Here is a 14,027-nt window from a genome sequence, read left to right as displayed (position 1 = left end):
ATGCGCCCAAAACTTGAAAACTGTTTGAACCCCATTTTTCCTACCCTTCCTCCTCCTCGGGTACGTAAAGATCTCCGTCTACTTTTATTTTAGTAATAAAAAAAACCTCCCTTGTTTCTTCCTGATTCTCTTCATTTAGAAACCGTATTCGCTGTTTTCCTGTCAAGATATAGTAATTGGCATACCACCAAGTAAGATTTAAGCTATAATCTTGGGTATCTCTTATTCTTTCATTTTCATCGATTAATTCAATGTCATAGGGTTGGCTTTCAAAAATAACCTCGCCATTTCTGATGTAACTCAAATACATTTTGATACCATTCAAGTACATGTAATGTAGCTTCTCTCCATCAAAACTTACCTCTCCGTATTTCCCTGGGATATTTGTTGATGTGTTATTCAGGTTAAAAGTATTATCCCAAATGACTTCTCCGTTTCTGTTCAGATACAGAAAATGGGCAGAAACAAAACGATATTCACCCTCGAGTTGCCACGAATTCATACCATATCTTGAGCCTGGGTATAGTTGGGATCCATAATTCATGCCATCAAAATACATGCGGTTGGGATTAAACCTATAGGCATCATTGGCATAAACACCATTCCTTGGAATATATCTAGGATTTGTAGCAGAAAAATGATCAGAGTAAATCAAAAAGCCAAAATCCGTCGGGTGGATTTCTCTCGTAGATAAAACAGGTCTTATGGATGGAACTTTTCCTTTTTCAAAATTACGCTCCAGTTCTTTTAATTTTCTTTCTCTTTGCTTTTCATTAAGATAGTTATAAAAATTCGGGAAATCCTCTAAGGTGTAATATTTGATGTCATACTCGCCAAATTCATTGATATCAGCAAGGTAAATCCCTTGATATGCTTCTCTACGTCTTTGGCCATAAGTTCCAATGAGTGATTGTTGATAATTTAAGATGGGGGTCAATATTCCCTCGACCAACTCTAAGCTATTATCACTCAATCTATCAATGTTCACTTCTCTGATCTTGCTACCTTTTTCATCAAAAGTCAACAGGGTAACCTGTTTCATTTTGTATTTGTCCCTGCGGCTGACCAATACATCCAACACCCCTAATTCGCTGTCCTTCCTTAGCTGTAAGATATGGGTTTCTTTGGAATAGATACCCTGAACCGTAAATACATTGTAAGCTTCTATATCAAGAATTTGAACTACCGGACGGAGATCAGCTGAACCCATAAAAATGGCATTACGATTTAAAACAAAAAATTCTTTTAATTCCATATTATAGATATTCTCCAATTGTATTTCTGTTGCCTTTTCATCTTTCAGATTGATTTCGATCATATACCTTTCCGAGGTGGCCGTAACACCCTTTTGCAGCAAGGCATAAAAATAATCTCCTTCTAAGTCATAACCGACAAGATCGTAATTGTCCTTTAATGGTATTTCATGAAAACTTTCTGATTTCAATTCAAAATCAGTCAAAAAATATTGGAGTTTTGATTTGAGATTAAATCCCTTTTCCGGATTGGCCCTAAACGCAATCAAACCGCCTGACCGGGTCATGACCTGAAAGTTATTTTCGGGATATTTGGCATCAACTTCTATCCTCTCCACAAACATCACTTGAGAAAATGTTTGTGGAAAAATAAGTAGGTAGAAGAAAAGGGATAATATTAATTTCATGTACTTAGTTTAACGATATGGTCAAATTGCGATTTTTCTACAGGCATGACCGAAAGTCTCGATTGCTTTATCAAAAGCATGGTACTTAATTCATCTTCATTTTTGATCTGTTCAAGAGTGATAGGCTTGGAAAGTGCTTTCAAAGGGTTGAGCTTCACAGCTACCCAACCTTTATCATCCTTGTCATTGGGATCGGGAAAGGACTCCTCGCTTACCTTCGCAATACCCACGATTTCTTTTGGTTTGCCACTGTGATAAAATAACACCTTTTCGCCCAATTTCATTTCTTTCAGATAATTTCTTGCCTGATAATTTCGGATACCATCCCAAATATCTTCTCCTTTGGATTGAAGGTCATCCCAACTGTAAGACTCCGGTTCTGATTTGACTAACCAATAATTCATGTGTATTTTATCCTTTTTGATTGGCTTAAGATAAGGCTTAAGATTTTATTTTAAAACAATAATTGATGACATTTGTCCTTATAGCAAATCAACCCTAATTCAGTTTTGGACCAAAAAAGCATACTTCGCAAACTCAAGCTCATCATCAAACTGATGGAGCTACATGATGAAAATACTTTTAAGATCAGAAGTTATCAATCAGCAGTTAACACCATTGACCGGGGTGATGTTTCTATAGAGGGAAAAAATCCCCAGGAACTCCAGGAAATTAATGGAATCGGGAAAAGCATAGCGGAGGTGATACATGCCTTGGATACCATCGGCACAAGCCCTTACATGGAAGAGCTGTTGGCAAAAACTCCAATCGGAATATTGGAGGTACTTGAAATAAAAGGATTGGGACCAAAGAAAGTAAAGGTGCTCTGGGAGGAATTGAATATTACCTCAATCCATGAACTGATGGAAGCCTGCCAATCCGGTCAAGTGGCAAAAACCAAAGGTTTTGGTGAAAAGACACAGGAAAGTATCATTCAGTCTTTGGAATTCATGGCCTCTAACCAAGGGAAATGGCTTTATGCAGATATTGAGGATTCCATGAGTCTGTTCCAAGAAAAAATCAAGTCCATCGAAGGCGTGGAAGCAGTTACTACTGTGGGTGAATTTGCCCGTAAATTAGAAATCATAGAGTCTGTTGAATGGTTAATCGCAACGACTGACCATTCGAATCTGATGGCAGCTTTATCTGCACTTGAAAATTTGGAGCAAAACAAAAAATCCTCAAGTCCATTTAAGTGGCGGGGTAAAATGCTGGATCCTGAGATTGCTCTATTCATACATTTTACCGAACCAACAGATTACATCAAAGAAAAAATTATCCGTACGGGAAGTAAAGCCCATTTGCTCCACCCAATAGGCGATGATAGCAAACCATTTATTGAATTGTTGAGGGAAGATGATGATTTTTACAATGAGGAGGAGGCTTATGACAAAGCAGGACTTCCTTGGATACCGGAAGAATTGAGAGAAGGGTTCTTCGAGTTTGATTGGGCAAAGGAAAACAAGATACCGACGCTATTGGAAGAGAAGGATCTCAAAGGCATTTTGCACAACCACTCCACATACAGTGATGGAAAGCATAGCCTGAGACAAATGGCGGAATACTGTAAAGAACTCGGCTATGAATATCTGGGCATTTCTGACCACAGCAGATCGGCTTTTTACGCAGGAGGACTCGAAATTGAAAAAGTTCAGCTACAGCAAAAAGAGATTGATGAACTGAATAAAGAACTGGCACCGTTCAAAATTTTTAAAGGGATTGAAAGTGATATTTTATTGGATGGGAGTCTGGATTATCCTGATGATGTTTTGAAAAGCTTTGATTTTATTGTTTCATCCATCCATTCCAGTTTGGGGATGGACAGAAAAAAAGCAACGGCAAGATTGTTGAAAGCCATTGAAAATCCCTATACCACGATACTTGGACACCCGACAGGAAGACTGTTGCTGAGAAGAGAGGGCTATCCGATTGACCATAAAGCCATCATTGATGCCTGCGCCAAATTCAATGTAATCATTGAAATCAATGCCAACCCCTGGCGACTGGACCTCGACTGGAGATGGATACAATATGCTATGGAAAAAGGAGTCAGGTTGTCCATCAATCCTGATGCCCATGAAATGGAAGGCTATGCTGACATGCGGTATGGGGTTTTAGTTGGAAGAAAAGGAGGTTTGACAAAAGACATGACTTTCAATACCCTAACCCTTGCCGAAATGGAAGATTATTTAATGAACAGGAAAAATAAAATCAGCTAAGATGAAGTGGATTGATAAAGATACCAACTTATTACTACAGCGCTCTTTTTTGTTTGGAGCGACAGGAATAGTGATTTGCCTGATTCCACTTTTTAACAATTATTTTCAGTTTTTGAATATCCCCATGGGTCCCATCAATGGCATTGGCATTTTGCTTCAGTTTTTCGGATTGAGCATTGCAGTGATGGTGCTAAGAAAAAGGAAAGTGGAAGAGGAATTAAAGGACAAGGCAAAGAAAATGATCCTGGTTTTGGCCGTAGCATTGATATTCTTTTTTATGGTGATTTGAGGGAGAGACGTGAGACACAAGAAGTGAGATTTTAGAGCCAAGAATCAAGACAATGAAAAGGAAAGGGAGCGTTGATCAAAACCTAAAAGTTTTGATTTTTTGCGACAAGTTCTAATAATGACAGAAATGGGTTCAAATATGTACATCAAAAAAAGTTTAGGGCTTCTCTTTTTATGGATGCTTTTTTCTTCTTGTACCCAAGAAAAAGAATTCTTTCATGAAGGTGATATCCTTTTTCAGGATGGGGATTGCGGGGATTTTTGTGATGCAATCAGAAAGGTTACAGAAGGATATGAGGGAATGGATTTTTCTCATAATGGGTTACTGATGCAGGAAAACGGCGATTGGTTTGTACTTGAAGCAATCGGAAAAGGTGTGAGCAAAACACCGATAGAAGACTTTTTATATCGGCATTTGAATGAACAGGGAAATCCAAAAGTAATGGTCGGAAGGTTAAAGCCGGAATTCAGGTCAATGATTCCCGCTGCTATACAGGAGGCAGAAAAACACCTGGGAAAACCTTACGACTATGCTTTTGATTTCGACAACGATGCTTTCTATTGTTCAGAATTGATACATTTTGCTTTTAAATCGGCTAATAATGGAAGATACTTTTTTACACCAAAACCTATGACTTACAATGATCCGGATACCGGAGTCCTATTTCCGGTTTGGGAAAGTTATTTCATGGAGTTAGGAATTCCTGTACCTGAAGGAGAATTGGGATTGAATCCCGGTGGGATGTCTTTGGAACCCGTGTTGGAGATGATTGAGATTCAACTTTCTTCAGACAATATCGAAAGGTAGTTTTCAGGATTGACCAAAGTGAAGGTGGAATTGGGATAAGCATCCTGAAATCCCAATGGAAAATTACTCCTTCTCTTTGGGTTCCATTTTGCTTCATAGGTATGAATTATACCGCCTCGTTCTTCCAACCAATCCAATTCCTTACCTGTAGTTGTCCTCCAAAAAAACACGTTAGCATTAATTCCACTGTAATGTAAATACTTCATCCTTTCGCTGATGATAAAATTCTCCCACAAAGCCCCCACATCACTTCTTAATGAAACCCCATTGAAATTATTGATCAATGCATTGCGTACACCATTGTCCCAGAAATAGATTTTTCGGCCCCTTTTGATCTCCCTCCTCAAATTCCTGCTAAAGGAATTCAATTTGAAAATCACATAACTCTTTTCCAAAAGGTCTATATATTTTTCGGCAGTTTCTTTGTCTATCCCTATGGTATTTCCAAGTTCATTGAATGTCACCTCAGACCCAACCTGAAGGGCTAAAGCCATCAGTAATTTTTGAAGTATTACAGGTTTTCTTACTTGGTCTAATGTCAAAATATCCTTGTAAAGATAACTGCTGGTAAGTTCCCTTAAAATTTCCTCCGCATCTGAGGGGTTGTTTATGACTTCGGGATAAAATCCATATACCAAACGATTTTCCAATAATCTTTTTTCTTCCCGTAAAGATGTGTGATGACCCAATTCCCCGGTAGAAAGGGGAAATAACCTCAACTCTCTTTTTCTGCCCGTCAAAGGTTCATTGATTGTATTTGCCAATTCAAGTGAAGAAGAACCCGATGCGATTATCTGGACTTGGGGAAAATTATCTGCCAATAATTTCAAGGTCAGCCCAATGTTTTTAACCCGTTGGGCTTCATCTATCATCACTAAGGTATATGAACCCACTAGCGCTTTTAATGAACTTAATGTTGCATTTTCAAGATCAATTCTGTCATCGGGATTGTCACAGTTAAGCCATAATGGTTCTTTATTCAAAGAAGCTGCTAATTGTCTCATCAGTGTGGTTTTGCCAACCTGCCTCGGTCCTGAGATAAGCAGAATTTTGCCTTGATATAGCTTTTTTGTTATTAATTTTTCTGCCTCACGAACAATCATATCTTTTTGCTTTTTACAAAAATATGCAATTTCTCGATTACGATCGATAAAAATTATGTTTATTTTCGATTATGATCGATAAAAATTATGTAATTTTTCGACTACGATCGAGATATTACATATTATTCTTCGATTACAATCGAGATATTTTATGCTATTTCTCGATTATGATCGAAATATTACATGTAATTTCTCGATTATAGGTTTCTTAAGATTGAATTAGGATTTAAATGAAGCCAATATCAATGGTTACTTCTTGGCCATTTCCAAGGCTTTTGTGGTAGTATAGTACTTCACAATCATATTTGGAACTTCCCATTCAGGCATTTTTCCGGTTTCATAATATTCCAAAAATTTCTCTGTAACCTGCGCAAAGTGCGCTTCATGTCCGACATGGTAACCATCAGGAATTTGAACTTTGTATTCTCCAAGAGGCAGTTTTTCAAGGCCAAGACCGGGGTATTTTTCTTGAAGTGTAATGGTTAAAGCCTTTTTTAATGCTTCATGCTGATCACCCAGAAGTTGCACATGCAACGTGGGAATATAATTTTCATCTTTTCCCTGCTTGATAATCAGGTTTGCTTTAGTTCCCCGCATCATGCTATAATGGGTGTCCCCTGCGCCTTCGGGAGCTTGGAAATTCCAGATGACACTTACTTTGGCATGTTTACCTTTCAAGGTATAATTCATTTCACCGTTGCAAAACACCTGCAGCGCTTCATCCTTCAGATCCTTTTTTAGGAATTCAGGGAATTCGGTTTTTCCGGTGACTGTTTTGAATTCTTCCAAAGACAAAGGTGTTGCCCACCTTTTCGCTGCAATCATTTTGATGTCTGTGGTGTCAAGCTCCATTTCAGGAAAAGCCTCCCATTGGATCAAATCCACCAAATGGGTAGTCACATCCACGATGCCTTCTCCTTCTACTTCCACATCAAAAAACCAGTCAGGCCTGACCAATGGTTGTCCGGAAACATATTTGAAGAAATGGTGGACACTTTCTTTGGTGATGGCAGGATTCTCGGGGGAACCATCTTGCAACTCACCAAAGACCTCCTTGATCATGGAAAGTTCCTTTTGCAATATGGAAGAGATTTCAAAACGCTCTGTCATGATATCATATAGCAACAAGTCCTTTTGCGAAGCCTCTTCAAATGCATGCTGTAATTTCCTAAAACCTCCCTGATTGATCACCAGAGGTTTATCGGCATAGACGTGGATGCCATTGGAAATAGCAGCAGTGATGTAATCAATTTTTCGGTCATTTTTTCCAGCTACTACCATCACATTACCAGGCTTCTTGGAAATCATTTTCTCCAAAAAATCATCACCCTTCATCAATTCCAACTTCCAGGCTGTAGAGGATTCATCCCGCATATTATAGCCATTGATTCTTTTAAGGTAATCATCCAATTCGGGTCCTTCTGGAGCGAATACCCAAACAGTCGAATCTACTTGTGGATACATGGTTTTGTGTATCAATCCGGCATGAAAGTGTCCGGGATCCAGACTCATAATGGTGACTTGCTCTTGTGGTCTCTCTGACATATTGTTTGATTTAGGGCTGGTACAAAACTGAAAAATCAACATTAAGACCAACACTACCGAAACCCTATTTTGAAACTTGGTGAGTTTAGATTTTGACATAATCTGTACCATAAGGTGCTCTTTGAGATCTGCTGAGATGGGTATTGGCTTCAGGGTCATTTACAAATTGCTCTTGGATCGGATCCCATTCCAATTTCCTGCCCAGCTTCATGGCAATATGACTGATCAAACAAACTGAGCAGCTTCTATGCCCTACTTCCACTGCTGAGATGGGTTCCTTTCCTGATTGTATGCACTCCAGCCAATTTCCATGTTGTTCTTCACTTTTATAAAGATGGATTTCGTCTGCACCGATTTTGGATTGGAGGATTTTTGGATCGGAGGCATCCAATGCTTTGGCATTTTTTCCCTGGGCTACCGGGTCACTGGCTGAGGCAACATAGCTTCCTCTTGAAACCCAAATCCATCCGTCTGATCCTTCGTATCGGATTCCATTAGGATAACTACCGCTGGTGAGCATAACGATGCCATTGTCATATTCTGCTTTTACCATGAAGTCGCCGTGGACGTTCCAAAGGCCTGATCTTGGGAATTCTGCAACTGCTTCGATATATCTCGGCCCGGACAGGTCAGTATCCATTCCCCATGCAGCGGAGTCAAAATGGTGCTGTCCCCAACCAGTAATCATGCCTGCCCCATAGTTTTCAAGCCTCAACCAACCAGGACGTCCATATCCATTTTGGGGATGAACACCAATCTCAGTGTATGGGACTTCTGGGGTAGACCCCAGCCACATATCATAATTAAGGTTTGATGGAACTTCCATTGCCGGGGCATCAGGACCGGAAGGGTCTCCGGGAAGTCCTATGCGAACGGTGTGTAATTTTCCAATTCTTCCATTTCTGACCAATTCAGCTGCAATTCTAAATTGCTCACTGGATCGCTGCTGGGTTCCCAATTGGAGAATTACCCCAGTTTTGTTGACTACTTCTACCAATTGTCTTCCTTCTTTAATGGTCAGTGAGGTAGGTTTTTGAAGATAAATATGTTTTCCTGCCAAAGCAGCTTCCATGGCTGGCTGTGAATGCCAATGGTCAGGTGTACTGATGATGACAGCATCAATGTCTTTATCGGCAAGCATCTCATGGTAATCAGCATATTGTTTGACATTCAGATATGGTGTGCCCATTTTTTTAGTGTAATATTTTTCAACCAATTCCTTCCCTTCTCCCATTCTCTTGCTATCTACATCGGAAACAGCTACGATACGGGCTACATCATGTTGCCAAGTCCCGGGAAGGTCGTGTTCCCGAGCGATCCTTCCACAGCCAATCTGACCAATATTGATTTTATTACTTGGGGCATTTTTCCCAAAAACAGAAGCCGGGACAATAGTAGGGAACCCTAAGAAAGTTGTTGCCATGGTGGTGTTTTTTATAAAATTTCTTCTTTTCATGAGGTTTTAAGGTTTGGTTTACGGTTATTTTTTGGAAAATTCCTTCCAATAATTTTCGGCTTCATTTGAGGACAATTCTCCATCAAAAACTACCATTCTGTATTTCAGGGTATATTTTCTTTTTGGAAGAATCTCCCATGATTCATGTCTGATCGGGCAGAATTCTATAAAAACATTTTCTTTTCCTTGGTTGGAGTCTTCCGGCCAAACCCGCATGGGTTCGGGATGGGACCTGTTATCAGGATGGCTGAGAAATAAAATACCGCTTCTTCCTGATGCCGCATCGCTCACACCTTCAACAATCACCCATTTGGCAAAACTTCCGTCTGCCTCCTTCCGGTCAAAGCCTTTTGATGTCAAAATGGTACTGTTTGAAGGGTCCCAAATTTCAGTTGCTCTGAAGCCAATTCCACCGCCATATCTGTAGGCCTCTAACATGACGCTAGAGGTCAGTGGTGTCGAGATGGTGGTAATATAATCCACCAAGTAATGGTCATCTTTTTTGGTCCAAATCCGAATACTCAAATCTTCCTCCAATGCCAGCTGTGGTCCCGAAGGAGCCAAAAGATCCATGTGATTTTGTCTGACCACTATCTCGGCAAAATCCTTATTGGCTTTCTTGGAGATGAGCTTTCCAAAATCCACCCTGCCTTTACCGTCTCCCAAATTCCAAAAATCCACTTCCCGACCTTCAATGGTCGTTTTGGTCCAAGGCCCCCAAATTCCATAATGATGATAATGATCCGGTGGCTGAATTCTGGTCAGTGTTAGACCTGAAGGAGAATTCAGAGGATGGATAAATCCGGATTTACTGAATTCAGCTTTAACACCCTCAGGGACACTTGCCATAGCTGTTTGATAGGTTAACAGAAGTTGATTTCCTGATTTGAAATCAAAGCCTGTGGCTGTTTCTTTCAAAGAAATTTTCTGGGAAAAAGCCATCACCGGGAGAATCAGCAGAATTAAGGTTTGATAGAAAAGTCTTTTGAATCTCATAGGTTTTTAGGTTATTGGGAAATAGGTTTCAACAATTTATAAAAATCTAATTAAACTCGCATGATTGCCACCGCTTTTATACCGTCGGGAAATAAAATTTTGCTTATAACGGCTCTTTTCTTTTATAGCCTTACACTCAGATCCCAAGATCTTCCTGAAGTAAAAATGGATAATTCATGGATTGAGAAAATCCATGCACTTGCCCCGGAAAGCACTTCTTTTCCTGCCAACAAAAAGAAAAGTATCCTTGTTTTTTCCCTTCACACCGGCTTTGAACATTGGGTAATCCCCCATACTGAAGAAATGCTGAAAATTATTTCAGAAAAAAGCGGGGCCTTTCAGGTCACTGGAAGTAAGGATATCAGCATGTTTGAACCCAAAAACCTCCTTCAATTTGATGCGGTGATATTGAACAATACCTGTTCGGAATCTGATCATAGAAACCTGTTTTGGGACAAGTTAAGGGCTGATTCAGATGCGGACAGTGTCCAATTGATGAAGCAGGCATTGGAAATGGAAAACAACCTTATTCAATATGTGGAAAAGGGTGGTGGACTGATGGTGGTCCATGGAGCAGTCACTACCCTAAACAAATCCAGGGCCTTCAGTCGCTTGGTCGGTGCCAGTTTTGACTATCACCCACCTCAACAACCCATTCAGGTCAGATTGGTGGACCCGGCCCATCCGCTCGTTCAATCATTTCCCAAAGAAGGATTCAACCATGTCGATGAACCCTATTTTTATAACAATGCTTATGGAGACATGGATTTTAGACCATTGCTTTATTTTGACAATGCAGAGATTAAAGATCAGAGAAAAAATGAACAGAGATCAGAAGGTAAAACTTATCTGGCATGGATCCGCTCCCAAGGAAAAGGTAAGGTCATGTACTGTTCCCCTTCACACAACGCCCAAAGTTTTGAAAACCCTGATCTCCTGACCTTTTTTCTAAATGGTCTTCAGTATGTGGTAGGGGATGTGGATTGTGATGATAGTCCGATAAACCTTTGAGGTCTTTTTCCAGACCTCGAAGGTTTTAATTCAAAAAAAAGGATCAAAGTTCTCTTTAGAGCGTACTTGTATCCTCAAGACCTTGGATACGCCACGGCACACCAAAGGTCGGGTCTACGCCTTAAAAGGCAGCTGATAAATCCTCTCACCTGTGAGTTTATAAATAGCATTACACAAAGCGGGAATGTATGGAGGCACAGGAGGTTCGCCTACCCCTGTTGGTTTTTCCATACTCTCCATGATATGCACATGAATCTTTTTTGGGGATTGGGGCATCCGGATGATCTGGTACCCATCAAAATTGTTTTGCTGCACTTTGCCATTTTCGAGGGTGATCGCAGAAGTCATAGCCAAACTTGTTGCAAATTGGGCTCCGCCCTCAAACTGGGATTTGATACGGTCAGTATTAACCCCAATGCCGCAATCCACAGCGTAGTGCACACTAGGGATAATGATCTGCCCATTGTTGCCTTTGGTCACTTCGACGATGCAGGCAACATAGGTGAGGAAACTTTTATGGACTGCAAATCCAACAGCTTTTCCTTCAGAAACCATTTTTTTCCAATCAGCTTCCAGGGCAACTTTTTCTATCACACCTCTCAGTCTTTTGGTATTCCACGGAAATTTTTCCAAAGGTTCCCCGTAATTCCCGAAATCACTCTTGATTTCATCGGAAAGATCAAGGTCTTTGTTTTCAGCCAAAATGCTTAAAATAAAATCCACAGGATCCATTTTTTTAGCTTCTGCTATTTCATCGAGCATACAACTGATGGCAAATGCATGATGGATATTGCTGACAGACCTGAGCCAACCAATTCGGGTATGTGCTTTGGACTCATGCGTTTCGATACGGATATTGGGCACTTCAAAAGGGAAATCGATACAGCCCAATTCCAATTCCCCGCTAGAAGGATGAAGTTCTGTGGCACTTGCGGTGGCTCCGATGGCAGGGAAGACAGTATGGTGATTCCAACCGGAAAAATTTCCGTTTTTATCCAAGGTGGCTCTGATTCTTTGGGCGCTTTGGGCATGGAAAAAATCATGGTGCAGGTCATCTTCCCGCGTCCATTGAACCCTTACAGGAGATTTGGCTGCTTTGGATAGGATGGCTGCTTCCACCACAAAATCCGGTTTTGATTTTCTACCAAAACCTCCGCCCAATAGGGTGACGTTCATCTTGATATTGTCCAAATCCATCTGCATGGCATCTGCTACAGCCTGCCTGGCCCACTGTGGGTGCTGTGTAGGGGCCCATATTTCACAGGTGCCATCTTCCCTAAAATCTGCTATTGCAGCAGGAGGCTCCAAAGTGGCATGGGCATAAAAGGGAGCCAAATATGTTCTTTCAAGTACTTGACCTGCTCCTTGTCTTGCCGAATTGAAATTTCCTCTTTCCCTCCTGACCTGACCATTTCCGGTAGTACTTTTCAGCATTTCATCCAACTGCTTTGCAGAACTGTACTGCTGATTTTCTCCCAGATCCCATTCTATTTCCAAGGCATCACGGCCTTTCATCGCTGCCCAGGTGTTGTCCGCAATGACCGCAACACCTTCCAAAGGCTTATCCAACCCTGGAGGAATGCCTGCTCCTTCAATCTTGTGGACACTGTTGACTCCAGGGATTGCCAATGCTTTTTCATCATTATAAGAAATGACTTTGGCACCGACAACAGGACTTCTTCTTACTACCGCAACTTGCATATTGGGTAGGTCCACATCGGCTCCGAAAATGGCTTTTCCGGTAGCGATATCTTTGTTGTCATAGATGGCGATATCCTTTCCGATAAGTTTGTAGCTGGAGAATTCTTTTAAGGTAATACTGGCCTCATCAGGCATTTCTTTATCTTTCAAACCTTCGACCAAGTCTCCAAAATTGATTTTCTTCCCTCCTGAAGAAAGAACCTGTCCCTTTTCAGTATGGCAATCTGAGGCATCTATTCCCCATTTTTCTGCCGCTGCAGCAATAAGCATGTATCTAGCTGTTGCGCCGGCTTTGCGCATGGGTTCGTAGAACATCCGGACAGAATAGGAACCATCAGTGTTTTGGTCACCGTATTTTTCCTCATTGCCTTCTGCCTGTACTATTTTCACTTTTTCCCAGTCAGCACCCAACTCATCTGCCACAATCATGGGAAGTGAAGTCCGGATACCTGTTCCCATTTCAGACCTATGGGCGATGATGGTCACCTGATTATCGGAATCAATGCTGATAAATACGTTAGGGGCAAATGTTACCAACTCCCCTTTGGGGCCGCTGCATTGGAAATTGACTCCCAAGAGAAAACCTCCTGATGCCAATGTGCTGATCTTCAGGAAATCTCTTCTGGAAGGGATAAAAACCTTGCTTTTATTTTCAGTTTCTTTGTTTTTGAGGAATGGAAATTTGGGCATCATAGCTTTTGGATGTCTAGGTCACAGGAAAATTAAGATTTGGAAGCGGTAAGAATGGCATCTTTGATCCGGTTATAGGTACCGCACCGACAAAGATTTCCGGCCATAGCGCTTTCAATTTCAGCTTCAGAGGGACTCGGGTTGCTTTTGAGCAGCGCAGCGGCATTCATAATCTGCCCCGTTTGACAATAACCGCATTGGGGCACAATATGCTCCACCCATGCTTTCTGCAACGGGTGATCCCCATTTTGGGACAAGCCTTCTATGGTGGTGATATTTTGGTTTCCGACAGCAGAGATGGGCAGGCTACAGGATCGAGTGGCTTCATCACCGACCAAAACTGTACAAGCGCCACATAAAGCCTGTCCGCAACCGAATTTTGTACCTTTCATGGAGAGCAGGTCTCTCAGCACCCATAGTAGTGGCATATCTTCGGAGGCTGTAACTTCCTGTTTCTTTCCGTTGACGGTTATTGTGTATTTTTCCATAATTCAGTTTTAACCTTTTGTTCAGTGATGTGATTTTTGTTGCAGGGGATCATTTACCGATT

General features: G+C 41.1%; 12 protein-coding genes. 4 read left to right on the top strand and 8 right to left on the bottom strand.

Annotation, left to right across the window (positions count from 1 at the left end):
- Positions 1 to 40 precede the first annotated feature (40 nt).
- Both HMJ38_RS03500 and HMJ38_RS03495 read right to left on the bottom strand, forming a co-directional pair.
- Positions 41 to 1,660, bottom strand: coding sequence for a transcriptional regulator (locus HMJ38_RS03500; RefSeq protein ID WP_194972977.1), 1,620 nt, complete (start codon positions 1,658 to 1,660; stop codon positions 41 to 43).
- Positions 1,657 to 2,064: an EVE domain-containing protein gene (locus HMJ38_RS03495; protein WP_194972976.1), complete on the bottom strand. Its 408-nt coding sequence runs from the start codon at positions 2,062 to 2,064 to the stop codon at positions 1,657 to 1,659. The genes HMJ38_RS03500 and HMJ38_RS03495 overlap by 4 nt, the downstream gene beginning before the upstream one ends.
- A gap of 153 nt (positions 2,065 to 2,217) precedes the next feature.
- Between HMJ38_RS03495 and polX the strand changes: the two genes are divergently transcribed.
- The 3 genes from polX (at position 2,218) to HMJ38_RS03480 (ending at position 4,975) form a co-directional block, all read left to right on the top strand.
- Positions 2,218 to 3,879 (top strand): DNA polymerase/3'-5' exonuclease PolX, encoded by a 1,662-nt coding sequence (gene polX / locus HMJ38_RS03490; RefSeq protein ID WP_228779869.1) that lies wholly within the window; start codon positions 2,218 to 2,220, stop codon positions 3,877 to 3,879.
- Position 3,880: 1 nt separating this feature from the next.
- Complete coding sequence (locus tag HMJ38_RS03485) at positions 3,881 to 4,168, top strand: hypothetical protein (RefSeq protein ID WP_194972974.1); 288 nt, start codon at positions 3,881 to 3,883, stop codon at positions 4,166 to 4,168.
- Between the two features lie 138 nt (positions 4,169 to 4,306).
- Positions 4,307 to 4,975, top strand: coding sequence for a YiiX/YebB-like N1pC/P60 family cysteine hydrolase (locus HMJ38_RS03480; RefSeq protein WP_228779856.1), 669 nt, complete (start codon positions 4,307 to 4,309; stop codon positions 4,973 to 4,975).
- On the opposite strand, the gene HMJ38_RS03475 is transcribed toward HMJ38_RS03480, so the two are convergent.
- The 4 genes from HMJ38_RS03475 to HMJ38_RS03460 all read right to left on the bottom strand — a co-directional run bounded on the left by HMJ38_RS03475 (position 4,945) and on the right by HMJ38_RS03460 (position 10,075).
- Positions 4,945 to 6,078, bottom strand: a complete 1,134-nt coding sequence (locus HMJ38_RS03475) for an ATP-binding protein (protein WP_194972972.1) — start codon at positions 6,076 to 6,078, stop codon at positions 4,945 to 4,947. The genes HMJ38_RS03480 and HMJ38_RS03475 overlap by 31 nt on opposite strands.
- A gap of 249 nt (positions 6,079 to 6,327) precedes the next feature.
- Entirely contained in the window at positions 6,328 to 7,623 is a 1,296-nt protein-coding gene (locus HMJ38_RS03470) for a putative oxidoreductase C-terminal domain-containing protein (protein ID WP_228779854.1), read from the bottom strand.
- Between the two features lie 85 nt (positions 7,624 to 7,708).
- Positions 7,709 to 9,079, bottom strand: a complete 1,371-nt coding sequence (locus tag HMJ38_RS03465) for a Gfo/Idh/MocA family protein (protein ID WP_194972971.1) — start codon at positions 9,077 to 9,079, stop codon at positions 7,709 to 7,711.
- A gap of 24 nt (positions 9,080 to 9,103) precedes the next feature.
- Complete coding sequence (locus tag HMJ38_RS03460) at positions 9,104 to 10,075, bottom strand: DUF6807 domain-containing protein (protein WP_194972970.1); 972 nt, start codon at positions 10,073 to 10,075, stop codon at positions 9,104 to 9,106.
- A 165-nt stretch (positions 10,076 to 10,240) separates the two neighbouring features.
- Here HMJ38_RS03460 and HMJ38_RS03455 point away from each other — a divergent pair, with 165 nt between their 5' ends.
- Positions 10,241 to 11,086 carry a ThuA domain-containing protein gene (locus HMJ38_RS03455; protein WP_228779853.1) on the top strand — a complete coding sequence of 282 codons (846 nt, stop codon included), beginning with the start codon at positions 10,241 to 10,243 and terminating at the stop codon, positions 11,084 to 11,086.
- A gap of 114 nt (positions 11,087 to 11,200) precedes the next feature.
- On the opposite strand, the gene HMJ38_RS03450 is transcribed toward HMJ38_RS03455, so the two are convergent.
- Both HMJ38_RS03450 and HMJ38_RS03445 read right to left on the bottom strand, forming a co-directional pair.
- A complete protein-coding gene (locus HMJ38_RS03450) occupies positions 11,201 to 13,480 on the bottom strand; it encodes a xanthine dehydrogenase family protein molybdopterin-binding subunit (RefSeq protein WP_194972968.1) in 2,280 nt (759 codons plus the stop codon).
- Positions 13,481 to 13,509: 29 nt separating this feature from the next.
- Entirely contained in the window at positions 13,510 to 13,965 is a 456-nt protein-coding gene (locus HMJ38_RS03445) for a (2Fe-2S)-binding protein (RefSeq protein ID WP_194972967.1), read from the bottom strand.
- Between the last annotated feature and the right edge of the window lie 62 nt (positions 13,966 to 14,027).

This window comes from Aquiflexum lacus, from assembly GCF_015476655.1.
Classification (GTDB): domain Bacteria; phylum Bacteroidota; class Bacteroidia; order Cytophagales; family Cyclobacteriaceae; genus Aquiflexum; species Aquiflexum lacus.
This window is presented reverse-complemented; position numbering and strand designations above follow the sequence as displayed.